Source organism: Bradyrhizobium sp. SRS-191 (assembly GCF_024586915.1).
Taxonomy (GTDB): domain Bacteria; phylum Pseudomonadota; class Alphaproteobacteria; order Rhizobiales; family Xanthobacteraceae; genus Bradyrhizobium.
Map to the genome: position 1 here is coordinate 175,788 of NZ_JANBVS010000004.1, position 17,713 is coordinate 193,500.

Annotated in this window: 15 protein-coding genes; 9 read left to right on the forward strand and 6 right to left on the reverse strand. The window is 65.2% G+C overall.

The features are described 5' to 3' along the window. Positions 1 to 48: 48 nt before the first annotated feature. A complete protein-coding gene (locus tag NLR35_RS09565; protein ID WP_257166317.1) occupies positions 49 to 918 on the reverse strand; it encodes an SDR family oxidoreductase in 870 nt (289 codons plus the stop codon). 102 nt (positions 919 to 1,020) lie between these two features. Here NLR35_RS09565 and NLR35_RS09570 point away from each other — a divergent pair, with 102 nt between their 5' ends. Beyond that, positions 1,021 to 1,911 carry a LysR family transcriptional regulator gene (locus tag NLR35_RS09570; protein WP_257166318.1) on the forward strand — a complete coding sequence of 297 codons (891 nt, stop codon included), beginning with the start codon at positions 1,021 to 1,023 and terminating at the stop codon, positions 1,909 to 1,911. Positions 1,912 to 2,094: 183 nt separating this feature from the next. Here the strand turns inward: NLR35_RS09570 and NLR35_RS09575 are convergent, their stop codons facing one another. Then, a complete protein-coding gene (locus NLR35_RS09575; protein ID WP_257166319.1) occupies positions 2,095 to 2,955 on the reverse strand; it encodes a prephenate dehydratase in 861 nt (286 codons plus the stop codon). A gap of 18 nt (positions 2,956 to 2,973) precedes the next feature. Then, a complete protein-coding gene (locus NLR35_RS09580; protein WP_257166320.1) occupies positions 2,974 to 3,714 on the reverse strand; it encodes a 3-deoxy-manno-octulosonate cytidylyltransferase in 741 nt (246 codons plus the stop codon). Positions 3,715 to 3,966: 252 nt separating this feature from the next. Here NLR35_RS09580 and NLR35_RS09585 point away from each other — a divergent pair, with 252 nt between their 5' ends. The 8 genes from NLR35_RS09585 to NLR35_RS09620 all read left to right on the forward strand — a co-directional run bounded on the left by NLR35_RS09585 (position 3,967) and on the right by NLR35_RS09620 (position 13,457). After that, positions 3,967 to 4,515 carry a cytochrome c family protein gene (locus NLR35_RS09585; protein ID WP_257166321.1) on the forward strand — a complete coding sequence of 183 codons (549 nt, stop codon included), beginning with the start codon at positions 3,967 to 3,969 and terminating at the stop codon, positions 4,513 to 4,515. Positions 4,516 to 4,890: 375 nt separating this feature from the next. Beyond that, complete coding sequence (locus NLR35_RS09590; protein ID WP_257166531.1) at positions 4,891 to 6,735, forward strand: extracellular solute-binding protein; 1,845 nt, start codon at positions 4,891 to 4,893, stop codon at positions 6,733 to 6,735. A gap of 5 nt (positions 6,736 to 6,740) precedes the next feature. Beyond that, positions 6,741 to 8,615: an extracellular solute-binding protein gene (locus NLR35_RS09595; protein ID WP_257166532.1), complete on the forward strand. Its 1,875-nt coding sequence runs from the start codon at positions 6,741 to 6,743 to the stop codon at positions 8,613 to 8,615. Positions 8,616 to 8,618: 3 nt separating this feature from the next. After that, complete coding sequence (locus tag NLR35_RS09600; protein WP_257166322.1) at positions 8,619 to 9,731, forward strand: microcin C ABC transporter permease YejB; 1,113 nt, start codon at positions 8,619 to 8,621, stop codon at positions 9,729 to 9,731. 2 nt (positions 9,732 to 9,733) lie between these two features. Next, positions 9,734 to 10,906 carry an ABC transporter permease gene (locus tag NLR35_RS09605; RefSeq protein ID WP_257166323.1) on the forward strand — a complete coding sequence of 391 codons (1,173 nt, stop codon included), beginning with the start codon at positions 9,734 to 9,736 and terminating at the stop codon, positions 10,904 to 10,906. A 33-nt stretch (positions 10,907 to 10,939) separates the two neighbouring features. Then, positions 10,940 to 12,577: an ABC transporter ATP-binding protein gene (locus NLR35_RS09610; RefSeq protein WP_257166324.1), complete on the forward strand. Its 1,638-nt coding sequence runs from the start codon at positions 10,940 to 10,942 to the stop codon at positions 12,575 to 12,577. Between the two features lie 39 nt (positions 12,578 to 12,616). Beyond that, a complete protein-coding gene (locus NLR35_RS09615) occupies positions 12,617 to 12,874 on the forward strand; it encodes a hypothetical protein (protein ID WP_257166325.1) in 258 nt (85 codons plus the stop codon). Positions 12,875 to 12,920: 46 nt separating this feature from the next. Then, positions 12,921 to 13,457 (forward strand): hypothetical protein, encoded by a 537-nt coding sequence (locus NLR35_RS09620; RefSeq protein WP_257166326.1) that lies wholly within the window; start codon positions 12,921 to 12,923, stop codon positions 13,455 to 13,457. Positions 13,458 to 13,565: 108 nt separating this feature from the next. On the opposite strand, the gene NLR35_RS09625 is transcribed toward NLR35_RS09620, so the two are convergent. The 3 genes from NLR35_RS09625 to NLR35_RS09635 all read right to left on the reverse strand — a co-directional run bounded on the left by NLR35_RS09625 (position 13,566) and on the right by NLR35_RS09635 (position 17,596). After that, on the reverse strand, positions 13,566 to 14,150 hold the full coding sequence (locus tag NLR35_RS09625; protein WP_257166327.1) for a DUF1349 domain-containing protein: 585 nt from the start codon (positions 14,148 to 14,150) through the stop codon (positions 13,566 to 13,568). 1,231 nt (positions 14,151 to 15,381) lie between these two features. Then, on the reverse strand, positions 15,382 to 16,221 hold the full coding sequence (locus tag NLR35_RS09630; protein WP_257166328.1) for a C40 family peptidase: 840 nt from the start codon (positions 16,219 to 16,221) through the stop codon (positions 15,382 to 15,384). Then, positions 16,214 to 17,596, reverse strand: coding sequence for a M17 family metallopeptidase (locus tag NLR35_RS09635; RefSeq protein ID WP_257166329.1), 1,383 nt, complete (start codon positions 17,594 to 17,596; stop codon positions 16,214 to 16,216). Before NLR35_RS09635 ends, NLR35_RS09630 begins: the two co-directional genes overlap by 8 nt. Positions 17,597 to 17,713: the final 117 nt, after the last annotated feature.

Consider the following 17,713-nt stretch of genomic DNA (forward strand, 5'->3'; position numbering starts at 1 on the left):
CGCGTTGCGGCCCGCATGTTGTTGGGGGGATGATCAGACGGTGCGGCCTCAGGCCGAGGCCGCGATCTCGGCGACGAAGTCGCGATAGGAGCGCAGCGGCCGGCCGAGCAGCGCGGTGAGGCGCGCGACATCACCGTCGTCCGGCACCATCCCGTCGCTCACGAAGCGCTCGGCCATCAGCCGCATGTCGAACGCCATCCAGCTCGGCATCACCTGCCGCAGATTGGTTTCGAAGCCCGCGGTGTCGTCGCCGCCGTAGGCGATCGAGCGTCCGAGCATGTCCGACCAAGCAGCGGCGGCATCCGCGCCGGTCAACGTGTCCGGGCCGACCAGGTTGATACGCGTCAGCGGCAACGGTGTTGCCGACTGCTCACGGCGGATCAGCTCGACCGCCGCGATCTCGCCGATGTCACGGGCGTCGATCATCGCGAGACCCTTGGCGCCGACCGGCATCGGATAGACGCCGTAGTTGAGCACGACATCTTTGATCGTGAGATCGTTGTTCATGAAGTACGCCGGCCGTAGGATGGTGGCGTTCAGGCCCATCTGCTCGATCATCCGCTCGACCGCGAACTTGCCGGCGAAGTGCGGCACGTTCACGTAGACGTCGCTGTGGATCACCGAGAGGTAGACGATGCGCTCGATGCCGGCTTCGCGGGCGACATTGAGCGCGACCAGCGCCTGAGTGAATTCATCCGGCGTGACCGCATTGAGCAGGAACAGCGTCGACACGCCCGACATGGCGGAACGCAGCGAATCGACGTCGAGCAGGTCGCCCTTGGCGAGGGCGACTCCCCCCGGGAGGTTGGCGTTGGCGGGATCGCGGACGAGGGCGCGCACGTCGGCGCCGCGCTTGGTGAGGTGGTCGACTACGTGACGGCCGACGGTGCCCGTGGCGCCGGTGACGAGGATGGTCATGGGGGTATCTCCGGGTTGGATGAAGCGATGCCCGGAAAATAATGATCCACACGCGAGGCAATAGACGTTATATTTGGACAGGTCGTCTCACTAGTGGAACAGATGGATCTTCCGGCGCTCGCCGACTTCACGCTGGTCGCCCGTCACGGCGGCTTCGGCCGCGCCGCGCGCGCCAGCGGCCGTCCGAAAGCGACGCTGTCCCGCCGCGTCGCGGAGCTCGAGGCGGGCCTCGACATCCGGCTGATCGAGCGCGGCGGGCGCGCGTTGAAGCTGACCGAGGAGGGGCGGGCGCTGTTCGAGCGCACGGGCGCGCTGCTGACCGAGCTCGACGAGACCGTCGCTGCGATTGCCTCGGGCGGGCAGACGCCGCGCGGCCGCCTGCGCATCAGCGCGCCGCTGCTGTTCGCGCAGACCGCGATGGGCAAGCTCGCGGCGACCTTCGCGCTGAAATATCCGCAAGTGCGGCTCGACGTGACGACCGACGACCGCACCGTCGACATGGTCGAGGAGGGCTACGACCTGGTGATCCGGGTCAATCCCGCCCCGGACGAGAGCCTGGTCGGCCGTATCTTCCTGCGCGACCAGATGGTGGTGGTGGCCCACCCCGCGCTTGCGCCGCCAGCGGACGCCGCCGCAGTCCCCGCGATCGTGCGCAGTACCGACCAGATCTCGGCCTGGGACGTCACTACGCCGAGCGGACGCTCAAGGATCGTCATCGATCCGATCCTGCGCATGTCGTCGCTGATCATGGTCCGCGACGCGGTCCGCGCCGGCATCGGCGCCGCCTGCCTGCCGCTGTCGCTGGCCGGCCGCGACATCGCGGCGGGACGGCTGGTGCATTGGGCTGATGTCGATGTGCCGCCGGTCGCGCTCTGGACGCTGTATCCGTCCCGCCGCCTGTTGAGCGCGCGCGTCTCCGCATTCCTAGATCATTTGAAGGAGGCCTTCCCCACGGGAACGCCCGCCGAACTCGCTGCCTATGTCGAGCCGTAGCGGGTGCCGTAAACCTCCGCTGTCGTCCCGGGCAAGCCCCAGCAGCGCGCAGCGCTGGTGGGGCGCCGACCCGGGACCCATACCGCGTGATGTCGCGGCGAGAAGACGGTGGGAGAGACCATGCTCCAACCACTCCGCCCTGTGATGATGGGCCCCGGCGTTCGCCGGGGCAACACGAGAGACTTACTCGCGCGTCTCGCTGAACGTCGCGCGGAACGGGTGCGCCGGGTAGACGCCGACGATCCGCAGCTCGCGCGAGAAGAACTTCAGCTCCTCCAGCGCGAAGGCCAGGCCTTTGTCCTCGGGATGGCCGTCGACATCGGCGTAGAATTGCGTGGCGAAGAAATTGCCGTCGACCATGTAGCTCTCGAGCTTGGTCATGTTGACGCCGTTGGTCGCAAAGCCGCCCATCGCCTTGTACAGCGCCGCCGGCAGGTTGCGGACGCGGAACACGAAGCTCGTCACCAGCGGGCCGGAATTCTGCTCGGCCCATTGCGGCTCGCGGGCGAGCACGACGAAGCGGGTGGTGTTGTGCGCCTCGTCCTCGATGTCCTCGGCGAGAATCTCGAGGCCGTAAATGTCCGCGGCAAGCCGCGAGGCGATCGCGGCGACGCTTCTGTCGCCCCGTTGGGAGACGTCCCGCGCGCTGCCGGCAGTGTCGCCGGCGACGATCGGACGAATGCCGAGCTGCCGGATGATGCGGCGGCACTGGCCGAGCGCGTGGACGTGGCTCTCGACGGTCTTGATGTCGGCGAGCTTGGTGCCCTTCAGCGCCATCAGCTGATGGCGGATCGGCAGGAACCACTCGCCGATGATGTACAGGCCCGATCCCGGCAGCAGATGGTGGATGTCGGCGACACGGCCGGCCACCGAATTCTCGATCGGGATCATGCCGAGATCCGCCTCTCCGGACGAGATCGCGCTGAGCGCGTCCTCGAAGGTCGGGCAGGGCATGGCCTCGGCGGTCGGATAGGCCTCGGAAATGGCGATGTGGGAATTGGCTCCCGGCTCGCCCTGGAATGCGATTTTCAAGATCTTGCTCATGAGGGGCCTTGTAGCAGCTTAGGTCTGTGACAGCAGCCGGCGTGCGGTTTCGAGGTCGGCCGGGGTGTCGACGCCGCGCGGGACGGCATCGACGACCATCACGTCGATGCGCATGCCGGCCTCGAGCGCGCGGAGCTGTTCCAGCTTCTCCTGCTGCTCCAGCGGCGACGGCGGCAGGCGGACGAAGCGCTCCAGCGCCGCGCGGCGATAGGCGTAGAGGCCGATATGGTGGTAGCGCGGTCCGTCGCCATGTGGCGCCGTGGCCCGGGTGAAATACAGCGCACGCATGCGCCGGCCGCCCAGAGGAGACCCGACCGCTTTGACCACGTTCGGATTGAGGCTCTCCTCCTCGGTGTGGATCTGGGCCGCGAGCGTGGCAATGTCGACCGCGGGGTCATCGAGCGGCGGCAGCACGTCGCTGATGCTCTGGGGATCAATCGTTGGGAAATCGCCCTGCAGATTGACCACGATCTTGGCCTCGCCGCCCGGGTCGAGCTTGCACATCGCCTCGTAGATGCGGTCGGAGCCGGAGGGATGGTCCGGCTTGGTCATCACCACCTCGCCGCCGGCCGCGGTCACGGCAGCCGCGATCTCCGGCGTGTCGGTCGCCACCGCGACGCGGCCGATCGCCGCCTCTTCCGCGCGGCGGAGCACCTGCACGATCATCGGCTGGCCGGCGATATCGAGCAGCGGCTTGCCGGGCAGGCGGGTGGAGGCCATGCGGGCGGGAATCAGCACGAGGATGTTGGGTCGGGTCATCCGGGGAACGGCAGGTCGGAGCCGGTCGCAACAGCGCGTCCGGACGGGAGTGGGGACAGCAAAAACAGCCCGTTTATACGGGTTGCCAGAGCACGGGCAAACCGATATCTCACTTCTGCCGCAGGGGGAGGCGCGACGGCTCGATTCCGCTCGATGCCTTCACGAGTTCATTCTCGAGTCCTGGGGCGATTCACGGCCGCGGCCCCGCGGCCTCCCAAGCAATGAATTCCGCCCTCGGAGCCTGATTCCAAAATGGACTCCTTCGAACTGAACAAAATCCTCGGCGCCGTGCTGGCCGCCTGTCTGGTCGTGCTGGTCACGAGCTTCTCCGCCAACGCGATCTTCGCGCCGAAGATGCCGGAAAAGCCGGGTTTCGAGATCGCCGTGAAGGAGGCCGAGGGCGCCGCCAAGTCGGGTGCCGCGCCCGCCGCCGCCGAGCCGATCGAGAAGCTCTTGCAGACCGCCTCGGTCGAGAAGGGCGCCGCCGCCGCCAAGAAGTGCGCCTCGTGCCACACCTTCGACAAGGGCGGCAAGAATGCCGTCGGTCCCAACCTCTACGGCATCGTCGGTGATCATGTCGGCGAAGGCCGTGGCTTCAACTTCTCTGCCGCGATCAAGGCCAAGGGCGGCACCTGGACCATCGACGCGCTCAACCAGTTCATCGCCAACCCGAAGGGCTACATCCCGGGCACCGCGATGGGCTTTGCCGGCATCCAGAAAGACTCCGAGCGCGCCGACGTGCTCGCCTATCTGAACTCGCTGTCGGACAATCCGGCGCCGCTGCCGACCGCAGCCAAGTAAGGCGCGGCCTCAATCTCGCATTGCAAACGGCCGGGCCTCGCCCGGCCGTTTTGCGTTCCGGGAGCGAATTTCGCCGCATTTGGGACCTTTGGTCGCATCCGGTTCGTTCACAACCCGGTATCATGAGGAAAAAGCAAGGTTATTGGTCGAAACCTTGCCGTATATTGGTCCCCTGAATGGAACGGGATCGCAGGTCGAGCCGCCCAGGCGCCGGCCCGCGCAACCTGCCCTCGCGAAATGGGTTACGATCACACGTTGGATCTGGAAGCAGGACCGGCCGAGACCGGCCACCTGCTCCCGAGCGGTCTTATTCAGAGGAAGTCTCATTTGACGATTACCCGACGACAGCTCCTGCAGAGCAGCGTCCTCGCTGCGATGACCCCGGCGCTCGGCGCCGCCGCCAGCCTTGCTCCTCTCGATGCCGCGCAGGCGCAGGCCGGCGAGCAATTGGTCTGGCGCCACGGCCTATCGCTGTTCGGCGAGCTGAAGTACCCGGCCGACTTCAAGCGCTTCGACTACGTCAATCCCGATGCGCCCAAGGGCGGCACGGCGCGGATGATCTCGCTCGGGACCTTCGACAACTTCAACATCGTCGTGATGTATGTGAAGGGCAATATCGCCGCCGCCGCGATGACCGTCTACGAGACCCTGATGTCGCGGGCGCAGGACGAGGTCTCGACCGAATACGGCCTGCTCGCTGAGGCCGCCGCCTATCCCGACGATTACTCCTGGGTGATCTATCGCCTGCGCAAGGAGGCGCGCTGGCACGACGGCAAGCCGGTGACGCCCGAGGACGTGATCTTCTCGCTCGACGTGCTGAAGAAGAACAGCCCGTTCTACGGCTCCTATTACCGGCATGTCGTGAAGGCCGAGAAGGTCAGCGACCAGGAGGTCAAGTTCACCTTCGACGGCCCCGGCAATCGCGAGCTGCCGCACATCGTCGGCGAATTGCTGGTGCTGCCCAAGCATTGGTGGGAAGGCACCGACGCGCAGGGCCGCAAGCGTGACGTCACCGCGACCTCGCTGGAGCCGCCGCTCGGGTCGAGCCCGTACCGCATCAAGGAGTTCGTGCCGGGACGCTCGATCAAGGTCGAGCGCGTCAAGGATTATTGGGGCGCCAACCTGCCGGTCCGGATCGGCCAGAACAATTTCGACGAGCTGCAGTTCGAGTATTTCCGCGATAACCTCGTCGCGCTCGAAGCCTTCAAGGCCGATCAGGCCGATTGGATCAACGAGAACTCGGCCAAGCAATGGGCGACGGCCTACGACTTCCCGGCGATCGCCGAGAAGCGTGCGGTCAAGGAGGAGTTCCCGGTCCGCGATTCCGGCCGCATGCAGGGCTTCGTGTTCAACCTGCGCCGCCCGCAATTCCAGGACGTCAGGCTGCGCCGCGCCTTCAACTACGCGTTCGACTTCGAGGAGATGAACAAGCAGCTGTTCTTCGGCCAGTACAAGCGGATCAACAGCTATTTCGAAGGCACCGAGCTTGCCTCCTCCGGCCTGCCGCAGGGCCATGAGTTGCAGATCCTCGAGGGCCTGCGCGACAAGGTGCCGCCGGAGGTGTTCACCACGGCCTACCAGAATCCGGTCGGCGGCAATCCGGAGAACGTCCGCGCCAATCTGCGCGAGGCCAACAAGCTCCTGAAGGAGGCCGGCTACGAGATCAAGGACCGCAAGCTGGTCGACCCCGCCGGCAAGCAGGTCGCCATCGAGCTGATGGTTCAGGATCCGTCGTCCGAGCGCATCGTGCTGTTCTACAAGCCCTCGCTGGAACGCCTCGGCGTCACCGTCACGGTACGCCAGGTCGACAACGTCCAGTATGAGCAGCGGGTGCGCACCTTCGACTACGACATGATCACCGACGTCTGGGGACAGTCGCTGTCGCCGGGCAATGAGCAGCGCGATTTCTGGGGCTCCAAGGCCGCCGACGAGCAGGGCTCGAAGAATTCGGCCGGCATCAAGAACCCCGCGATCGACGAGCTGATCGAGAAGATCATCTTCGCCAAGGATCGCGCCACGCTCGAGGCGGCGACGCATGCGCTCGACCGCGTGCTGCTGTGGAATTTCTACGTCGTTCCGCAGTTCACCTATCCCTTCCTGCGCAGCGCGCGCTGGGACCGCTTCAGCCATTTCGAGCCGTTCCCGAAATACGCCAGCACCGGCTGGCCGTCGCTGTGGTGGTACGACGCCGACAAGGCTGCCAAGGTGAAGCGCTCTTGAGCACGCTGTCGCATCTGTCGCGCCGCGGCTTGCTCGGGCTCGGGCTCGGGCTCGGCGCGCTCACGGCGCCGTTGTTGAAGCCGGCTGTCGCCGCGGAGTTCGGCGCCGAGTCGCACGGCACCTCGGCGTTCGGCGATCTCAAATACCCGGCCGACTTCCGCCAGTTCGACTACGTCAATCCGGACGCGCCGAAGGGCGGGATGTTTTCGCTGATCCCCTCGGTGCGCGCCTACAACCAGTCCTACCAGACGTTCAACTCGTTCAATGCCTATGTCCTGAAAGGCGAGGGCGCGCAGGGCATGGACATGACCTTCGCGACCCTGATGGTGCGGGCAGCCGACGAGCCGGACGCGGTCTACGGGCTGGTCGCGAAGTCGGTTGCGATCTCGCCGGACAAGCTGACCTATCGCTTCACCTTACGGCCCGAGGCGCGCTTCCATGACGGCTCGAAGATCACGGCGCACGATGTCGCCTGGTCGTTGAACACGTTGAAGGAGAAGGGCCACCCGCTGATCGTCGTGCAGCTGCGCGACTTCGTGAAGGCGGAAGCGCTCGACGATGCAACCGTCGTCGTCAGCTTCGTCGAGAAGCGCGCCCGCGACGTGCCGCTTTACGTCGTGACCCTGCCGATCTTCTCGAAGGCTTATTACGCCAACCGCGTGTTCGACGAAAATCCGCTCGACGTGCCGCTTGGCTCTGGGCCCTACAAGGTCGGCAAATACGAGATCAACCGCTACGTCGAGTTCGAGCGCGTCAAGGATTGGTGGGCGGCCGATCTGCCGGTCAGCCGCGGCATGTATAATTTCGACATCGTCCGCTACGAGTTCTATCGCGACCGCGACGTTGCCTTCGAGGGCTTCACCGCCAAGAGCTATCTGTTCCGCGAGGAGTTCACTTCGCGCATCTGGGCGACGCGCTACGATTTCCCTGCGATCAAGGACGGCCGCGTCAAGCGCGAGCTGTTGCCGGACGAGACGCCGTCGGGCGGGCAGGGCTGGTTCATCAACACGCGCCGCAACAAGTTCTCCGATCCGCGCGTCCGCCAGGCGCTGACCTACGCCTTCGACTTCGAGTGGACCAACAAGACCATCATGTACGGCGCCTATGCGCGCACGGTGTCGCCGTTCCAGAACTCCGACATGGTCGCTGTCGGGCCGCCGTCGCCGGAGGAGCTGAAGCTGCTGGAGCCGTTCCGCGGCCAGGTGCCCGACGATGTGTTCGGCGAGCCGTTCGTGCCGCCGGCCTCGGATGGTTCGGGCCAGGATCGCGCGCTGCTGCGCAAGGCCACGCAACTGCTGCAGCAGGCCGGCCTGCCCGTGAAGGACGGCAAGCGGCTGCTGCCGTCCGGCGAGGTGTTCTCGATCGAGTTCCTGATCGACGAGGTCTCGTTCAAGCCGCACCACGGCACCTTGATCAAGAACCTGCAGACGCTCGGCATCGATGCCGACCTGCGCATCGTCGATGCCGTGCAATATCGCGCACGGGTCGAGGATTTCGATTTCGACATCACGGTGCAGCGGCTGTCGATGTCGCCGACCCCCGGCGACGGCCTGCGCTCCTATTTCACCTCCGACACGGCCAAGACCAAGGGGTCTTACAACCTCGCCGGGATCAGCAATCCCGCTGTCGATGCGCTGGTCGCCAAGGCGATCGCGGCGGAGACCCGCGGCGATCTGACCTTCGCCTGCCGGGCGCTCGATCGCGTGTTCCGCGCCGGGCATTACTGGATCCCGCAATGGTACCGGCAGACCCATCCGATCGCCTATTGGGATCAATTCAGCCACCCGCCGAAGCCGCCGAAATACGCCTCCGGCGTCGGCGCCCCCGACATCTGGTGGTACGATGCCGCCAAGGCCGCAAAGCTGGAGCCTGCGAAGTAGTTCATGGCCGCCTATATTTTCCGCCGCACGCTTCTGATGCTCCCGACTTTGCTCGGGATCCTCTTCATCTCCTTCGTCGTGGTGCAGTTCGCGCCGGGCGGCCCGGTCGAGCGCGTCATCGCGCAGTTGACTGGCGCCGACACCGGCGGGACGTCGCGCATCTCCGGCGGCAGCGGCTCGGATTTCGGCGCGCGGCCGCCGGGCCAGGTCGGCTCGGGCGGTGACACCAACTCGAAATATCGCGGCGCTCAGGGCCTCGATCCGGCCTTCATCAAGCAGTTGGAGAAGCAGTTCGGCTTCGACAAGCCGGCGCCGGAGCGCTTCGCGCTGATGGTCTGGAACTTCGCCCGCTTCGATTTCGGCAAGAGCTACTTTCGCGACACCTCCGTGCTGCAGCTGATCAAGGAGAAGCTGCCGGTCTCGATGTCGCTCGGCATCTGGATGACCCTGCTGACCTACCTGATCTCGATCCCCTTGGGGATTCGCAAGGCGGTCCAGGACGGCTCGCGCTTCGATGTCTGGACCTCCGCCGTCATCATCGTCGGCTACGCCATTCCAGGTTTCCTGTTTGCGATCCTGCTGATCATCCTGTTTGCCGGCGGCTCGTTCCTCAACATCTTCCCGCTGCGCGGCCTGACGTCGGACGGCTGGGCCGACTTCCCCTGGTACTGGAAGATCATCGATTATTTCTGGCACCTCACGCTGCCGCTGGTGTCGATGGCGCTCGGCGCCTTCGCAACCATGACGCTTCTGACCAAGAACTCGTTTCTCGACGAGATCCGCAAGCAATACGTCATGACCGCGCGCGCCAAGGGCTGCAGCGAGACCCAGGTGCTGTACGGCCACGTCTTCCGCAACGCCATGCTGATCGTGATCGCCGGCTTCCCCGGCACCTTCATCCACGCCTTCTTCTCCGGCTCGCTGCTGATCGAGACCATCTTCTCGCTCGACGGCCTCGGCCTGCTGTCGTTCGAGAGCATCCTCAACCGCGACTATCCGGTCGTGTTCGGCAACCTCTACATCTTCTCGCTGCTGGGCCTCGTGATCAACCTGATCTCCGACCTCACCTATATGTGGATCGATCCGCGGATCGACTTCGAGGCGCGGGAGGTCTGACGATGCTCAAGACAGCCCCGGTCGAGACCACCACCCAGGCGCCGCTCGGCGAAGCCGTGCCGCCGACGCGGCATCGCTTCAAACCGTCGCCGCTCAACCAGCGGCGCTGGCAGAACTTCAAGGCCAACCGCCGCGGCTACTGGTCGCTGTGGTTGTTCCTGGTCCTGTTCATCGTCTCGATGTTCGCCGAGCTGATCGCCAACGATCGCCCGTTCCTGATCAAGTTCGACGGCCATCTGTATTGGCCGGCCTTCGTCTCCTATCCGGAGACGGCGTTCGGCGGCGACTTCGAGACCGCGGCCGACTATCGCGATCCGTACTTGCAGAAGCTGATCGCGGACAAGGGCGGCACGGTGATCTGGCCGCTGATCCGCTACTCCTACGCCACGCACAATCTCGATCTGCCGACGCCGGCGCCGTCGCCGCCGACCTGGATGCTGAAGGAATCGCAGTGCAAGGCGGTGGTCGAGAAGAAGGGGCTGAAGAGCTGCCGGGATCTCGAATACAACTGGCTCGGCACCGATGACCAGGGCCGCGATGTCGTCGCGCGCCTGATCTACGGCTTCCGCATCTCCGTGCTGTTCGGCCTGTCGCTGACGTTCTTCTCCTCGATCATCGGCATCGCCGCCGGTGGCGTGCAGGGCTATTTCGGCGGCTGGGTCGATCTCTTGTTCCAGCGCTTCATCGAGATCTGGAACGCGATTCCCTATCTCTATCTGCTGCTGATCCTGTCCGCGGTTCTGGTGCCCGGCTTCTTCACTTTGCTCGGCATCATGCTGCTGTTCTCCTGGGTCTCGCTGGTCGGCCTCGTCCGCGCCGAATTCCTGCGCGGCCGCAATTTCGAGTATATCCAGGCGGCCCGCGCGCTCGGCGTCTCGAACGCTGTCATCATGATCAGGCATCTGCTGCCGAACGCGATGGTTGCGACCATGACCTTCCTGCCCTTCATCGTCTCCAGCTCAGTGATGACCTTGACCGCGCTCGACTTCCTCGGCTTCGGCCTGCCGCCCGGCTCGCCGTCCCTCGGCGAGATGCTGTCGCAGGCGAAAGCCAACGTGCAGGCGCCGTGGCTCGGCCTCACCGGCTTCTTCTCGGTCGCGATCATGCTGTCACTGCTGATCTTCATCGGCGAGGCCGTGCGCGACGCCTTCGATCCGCGCAAGACGTTCAGGTGAGCGCCAGGAATACGATGACATGGATACGATGACATGGACGCGATGACCCAGCCGCTTCTTTCGGTCAGCGATCTCTCGGTGGCGTTCCACCAGGGAGGCCGCGCGTCGACCGCGGTCGACCACGTCTCCTTCGACATCAAGCGCGGCGAATGCGTCGCCCTGGTCGGCGAGTCCGGCTCCGGCAAATCCGTCAGCGCGCTCTCGGTGCTGAAGCTGTTGCCCTATCCGGTCGCCTCGCATCCCTCGGGCAGCATCCGCTTCAAGGGCCGCGATCTGCTGCCGCTGTCGGAAGGCCAGATGCGCGAGATCCGCGGCAGCGACATCTCGATCATCTTCCAGGAGCCGATGACCTCGCTCAATCCACTGCACACGATCGAGCGGCAGATCAGCGAGATCCTGCAACTGCACCAGCCGATCTCGAACAGCGCCGCGCGCAAGCGCGTGCTCGAGCTGCTGACCCAGGTCGGCATTCCCGAGCCGGAGACCCGGCTCGGCAGCTATCCGCATCAGCTATCCGGCGGCCAGCGCCAGCGCGTGATGATCGCGATGGCGCTTGCCAACGAGCCGGATCTGCTGATTGCCGATGAGCCGACCACCGCGCTCGACGTCACCGTGCAGGCGCAGATCCTGGCGCTGCTCGCCGATATCCGCGCGCGGCTCGGCATGAGCCTGTTGTTCATCACCCACGATCTCGGCATCGTCCGCCGCATCGCCGATCGCGTCTGCGTCATGAATGGCGGCAAGATCGTCGAGCAGGGCCCGGTCGAGCAGGTGTTCACCGCGCCACAGCATCCCTACACCAAGGCGCTGCTCGCCGCCGAGCCCAAGCCCGACCCGGCGCCGCCGCGCCCCGATCAGCCGGTGGTGATGCAGGCGAAGGACCTGAAAGTCTGGTTTCCGATCAAGCGCGGCCTGTTCCGCTCGACCGTCGGCCACATCAAGGCCGTCGACGGCGTCAGCGTCGCCGTGCGCAAGGGCGAGACGCTCGGGGTCGTCGGCGAATCCGGCTCCGGGAAAACGACGCTTGGCCTGGCGCTGCTGCGGCTGATCTCGTCCGACGGCCCGATCGTGTTTCTCGGCAACGAGATCCAGGGTCTGTCGTTCAAGGACGTCCGCCCGTTCCGCAGGGACATGCAGATCGTCTTCCAGGATCCGTTCGGCGCGCTCAGCCCGCGCATGTCGGTCGGCGACATCATTGCCGAGGGCCTGACCGTGCACCAGCCAAAGCTGTCGGACGATGCGCGCGAGGCCAAGGTCGTCAAGGCGCTCACCGATGTCGGCCTCGATCCGGCGACGCGCTTCCGCTATCCGCATGAATTCTCCGGCGGCCAGCGCCAGCGCATTTCGGTGGCCCGCGCCGTCGTGCTCGAGCCGTCCTTCGTCGTCCTCGACGAGCCGACCTCCGCGCTCGACATGCTGTTCCAGTCGCAGATGGTCGAGCTGCTCCGCGATCTCCAGCGCAAGCGCGAGTTGACCTACATGTTCATCTCGCACGACCTGCGGGTCGTCGCCGCGCTCGCCAGCCACCTGATCGTCATGCGCCACGGCAAGGTGGTGGAAGAGGGCCCGGCCGCGCAGCTGTTCAAGGCCCCCAAGACCGACTACACGCGCGCGCTGTTCGCGGCGGCGTTCAGGAACGAGACGGCGGGGAACGGGGCGGCGGCTCCGTAGACGATCGGCGCGCATCGGGACCCAGGCAATCGCGAGACAATGCCGTCCAAGTTGGATCTCATCAAAGCTCTTCTGCTGTCCGAGTGGGACCCCATCGGCGTTTCCGGCTGCGAGGGCGCCGAAGACGAATATGATCGCTACGCTCTCCAGGTCTTCAACATGCTTGAAGACGGTGCCGATGCCGAGTCGATCGCGAACTATCTCACCGGAGTCGTCACTGACAGAATGTCACTTCCGGGGCGTCCTGACGCCGATCATCGGATCGCTGCGAAGGCGTCGATGATCTATCAAAGCTAGGTCGCCGACGAGGGCGGATCGTGCCGCAACAAACGGAAGCATGGAAATGTCCGGCAGGGACGCGGTGCGTTGGACCAAGGGCTATACGCAAGCCGAGCTCGACCGGGCGCAACGTCGATCTGGACTGGTCTTTCCTCCCGATCTGACCGCGCTCCTGAGGCGGAGGCGGCCGGTGGATGGCCACGACTGGACGGACGATCGTGCGATCAGACGAGCGCTCGAGTGGCCGTTCGAAAGCCTTCTGCATTCTGTCGAGAATGGACGATTGTGGTGGTCGGAGTGGGGAAGGCTGCCTTCGACTGCACGCGCCCGCGAAGAGGTGCTTCGGGACATCGTGTCCCGGGCACCCAAACTCATCCCGTTGATCGCTCATCGATATCTGCCTGAGCAGCCGCATGAAGCGGGCAACCCGGTTCTCTCGATCTACGGGATCGATGCGATTTACTACGGCGCCAATCTGAACGATTATTTTGAACGAGAGTTCATGGGCTGGAGCAGCAAGCCATGGCCCGCGCAGATCAAACACATCCCGTTCTGGTCCGACCTCGTCGAGCGATTTGCGCAGGACAAGAACACGTCGTGATCCTGTTCATGCTGAGATCCTTCGTCAGCCGATCAATGAGTGCCGATCAGTAGGTCCGGAATGTCCGATGGCACCAGTTCGAGGACTTTCCAGCTCTGGACGCCCTGCTCATTCCAGGTCGTGAAGCTCCTTGCGAAGCGGCGGTGTCAGGCGAAAATCAGAGAACGATACGACCAGCCCGGCTCGCTCCGGCGTGCAGGCCATCGGTCCGACGAGACAGGACCCGTCCGCGGCAAACGGCGCAAGCCGCATCAGAGGCCAAAGCCTGCCGTCGTTCGACGCTTGCAAGCGAAGAACGCCATGTTCGACGGTGACCCGCAAGCGGAAGTCGCTTGCGTCGTGCTCATAGGGGGCCGTTGCCCAATCCGACCGTCCATCGGTCAACACGCTCGACAGCATGGCGCGTCCGTCCGCAAATTCGATTCCCGCCTTGAGCCAGCGATCTGCGCCGACGCGCACCATGAGGCCCGCTTGATCGTAGAGCGCCTGGAAATGGCTACGGATGCGCAATTCGGCCGTGAAGGCCTTCCCGCCCGGGAAACCGAGAAAATGTCCGCTGTCGCGCACGAAGCCGTAATGCGTTTCACGCCAGAAGTCGGTGGCATTGTCCGTGATCATTTGGAGGACGTCGTCCGTCTCGGTCCATTGTTTTGGCTCGTTCAGCCAAATGCCGTCCGGTCTTCCCAATGTCATTCTAGCCTCGCTTCAAGCATGAGCCGGTCTCGGTGCGGCGTCGCCGCCGCCGTTTGCGCAGGGATCGAGTGTCAACAACGGACACCCCGGAAAGTTTTGGCTTCGAGCATGAGATCGCGATGCTTCTCGGGAGCAGCTGACGTTCCGCCTCGAAGCCCCGTGGGACTTCGATCTGGACAGCTGACGTGATCAGCTGCGGCCATCGGCATGCCACCCCCGGCAACATCTATCAGCTAAATCGCCGGGTTTCGTCACCTGCGAGCGATGCAGCACTGATTTGCCCGACGAGCAGCCTTTTGGAGATGCCTGTCCAGCCCTGTTCGCAAAAATAATCTGGTTTCTATTTTTCGGAATTCGTGCATACTCCGCTTCGTCCTGCCCCACGAGAGGGACGTACGCGTCGTCACGGACGTCGGTGCGGGATGCGATGGCCGCGATGATGCTGCGTGTGCATATGCGCACGGACGAACGGCGTCATGCGGACGGTGAAGTCGTGTGGTCCTGGCGCCCCGATGCTGGCGTCAAGGTCGCAGGCGCTGATGAGGCCCGCGGCCGACAGGGGCAAGACAGCCGGTCCCTGGGGAGAGCACGTATAAGCCGTAAGCCCGTCGCGCAGGGGAGGCCGGATGTTCGGCCCGTACCTGTGGCGACTACGCGTGCTTTTCTGCACGCAACCACGGGTGCGCTCGGCACCCGGCCTTCCCTGCGCCCTCTCACTTGCCGAGGGCGGATGACTGTCGCATAGCTCGGGCGGATCATGCCGCGAGAGTGCGGACGCTCGTCCCTATGCTGTTTGAGATGTAAATCGATTTGAACGCGCGATAAACATCGCGGCTTGTCGCAATGGACTGTCAGTACGATGGCCGTCATTGTGCCCTCTCCCCTTGCGGGAGAGGGCATGTAGGAAAGCGCGGCTTGCTCGGTTGGGTGAGGGGTATCTCTCCGCAAGCGATACTCGTAGATGCATACCCCTCACCCGACCGCGCCTGCAGCTCTGTCCTACATGCCCTCTCCCGCAAGGGGAGAGGGCGCAGTCACCAGCACCGCGACTTGTTGCACGATCGGGATTTTTCAACGTGATAAGGCCGTAGGGTGGGCAAAGGTGCTTGCTCGATGGCTGCTCCGACCTCGCCTGTCGCGCGCCGTGCCCACCGTTCCAACCGCGCGCGTATCTGCGACGGTGGGCACGTCACGATCGCGTTGCGATCGTGCCTTTGCCCACCCTACACACTCAACCCAGCCGCTTGATCTCCAGCACGTCGCTGCCGCTGGTCTTGATGCGCGCGATCGCTGCGCTGATCGGCTCGATCTGCGTGGCCATATGAAACGCGTTGGCATGCACCATCGTCTCGGCATCGCGCACGATCGCGACGTGGCCCTTCCAGAAGATCAGATCGCCGCGGCGGAGCGGCTCGCTGCTTTCGACCGCGCGCCCCAGTGCCGCCAGCTGCATGTCGCTATCCCGCGGGCATGACACGCCCGCGGCATTCAATGACACCTGCACCAGCCCCGAGCAGTCGATGCCGAGGCTGCTCTTGCCTCCCCAGAGATAGGGCGTGCCGACGAAGCGCTCGGCGACCGCGACGAAATCTGACTCGACATGGTCAAGGGCAATGACGTGCTGCCGCGGCACGCACCAGCCTTCGGCCGTCATGACGAAACCGGCTTCCTCGCGGATCACGGCGATGGTCGATTCCATCAGCAGCGTCTCGACTGGCGGCAGCTTGATCGACGGACCGGGAAACGCGAAGCTGCGCAGCGCGCCGATCTTATGAGTCGGCGCAGCAGAGGGGACCGCGAGAGCGGCGTCCGGCAGCCAGCCGACATAGCCGTCGCGTTCGAGCTGGCCCCAGGCCCAGCCCTCGCCGTTGCGATCGTAGATCGTGACGCGCTCGCCCTTCAGCGCCTGCGTTGCCAGCTCGGCACCGGACTGCGGCTGCAGGCGCAGCGGTGCGAGGGGATCGGCGATGACGAGGGTCTCGCCGTCGACGAAGCGCTCGGCGGTGACCTGCCCCTGGAGATGTCTGGCCGCGATGTCGCCGCGTGCCGGCGTGATGCGCGGATCAGCCATAGCGCTCGCTCAGCAGCTTGTAGAGCGCGCGCGCCGCCTGGCACTCGCCGCCCTCGGGACGGCCGGGCTTTGCCGACGGCGTCCAGGCGAAGATGTCGAGATGCAGCCACCTCGTCGTCGGCTCGACGAAGCGCTGCAGGAACAGCGCGCAGGTGATCGAGCCGGCGAAGCCGCCGGATGGCGCGTTGTTGAGGGTCGCGACCTTGGAGTCGAGCCACGAGTCATACGGCGCCCACAGCGGCATCCGCCACAGCGGATCGTTCTCGGCTGCCGCACAGCGGGCGACGTCTGCGGCCAGCGCCTCGTCATTGGTGTAGAACGGCGGCAGCTCGGGGCCGAGCGCGACCCGCGCCGCGCCCGTCAGCGTGCCCATGTCGATAAGCAGCTCGGGCTTGTCCTCGTCGGCAAGCGCCAGCGCGTCGGCCAGGATCAGCCGGCCCTCGGCATCGGTGTTGCCGATCTCGACCGTAAGGCCCTTGCGAGAGGGAAACACGTCCATCGGCCGGAAGGCGTTGCCGGCCACCGCGTTCTCGACCGCGGGTATCAGCACGCGCAGCTGCAGCTTGAGCTTGGCATCCATCACCATCTGCGCCAGCGCCAGCACGTTGGCGGCGCCGCCCATGTCCTTTTTCATCAGCAGCATGCTGCTGGACGGCTTGAGGTCGAGGCCGCCGGTGTCGAAGCAGACGCCCTTGCCGACCAGGGTGACCTTGGGATGGTCAGCGTCGCCCCAGTTCAATTCGATCAGCCGCGGCGTCCGCGTCGACGCGCGGCCGACGGCGTGAATGAGGGGATGGTTTTGCTGCAGCAACTCATCACCGACGATGCTGCTGAAGCGGGCGCCAAAGCGCTCGGCAACCTGCTTGGCGGCCGCCTCGAGCTCCTCCGGCCCCATGTCGTTGGACGGCGTGTTGACGAGATCGCGCGCGAGGCACGCGGCGTCGGCGAGACGATCGAGCTCGGCGGCATCGACGCCGTCCGGCGGCACGAGGCGCACGTCAGGCTCCTCGGCTTTGCGGTAGCGGCCGAAGCGGTAACTGCCGAGCGCAAAGGCCAGCGCAGCAAGGCGGGCGTCATGCGGCGCGTTGGCGAAGCGGTAGATGCCGGTGGGAAGCAGGCCGGGCAGGCTGCCGGGCCGGAACAGATCGCGGTGCCTGGCGTCGGCATCCTCGATGCCGAACAGCACCTGCGCGATGCGGCCGTCGGAGCCTGGAAGGATCAGGCAGCTGCCGGGCTTGGCCGCGTAGACATTGGCCTCGGCGAAGTTGCGGGCTTCCGGGGAAAGGCTCTCCTTGATGCCGGGCCAGCTCGACTTCGTCACGAAGGTGATCGGAACCGCGGAAGGTGTGGACGAGGTCTCGAAGATCGACGGCATGCCTAATCGTTCCTTAAGGGACGCGCTTCGGCATCAGACTTCGCAGAGTTCGGCGGCGGCTGCAATCGTGCCGGACGCATGGCCCGCAAACCGACGCAGAGCAGCCATCAGGGTCCG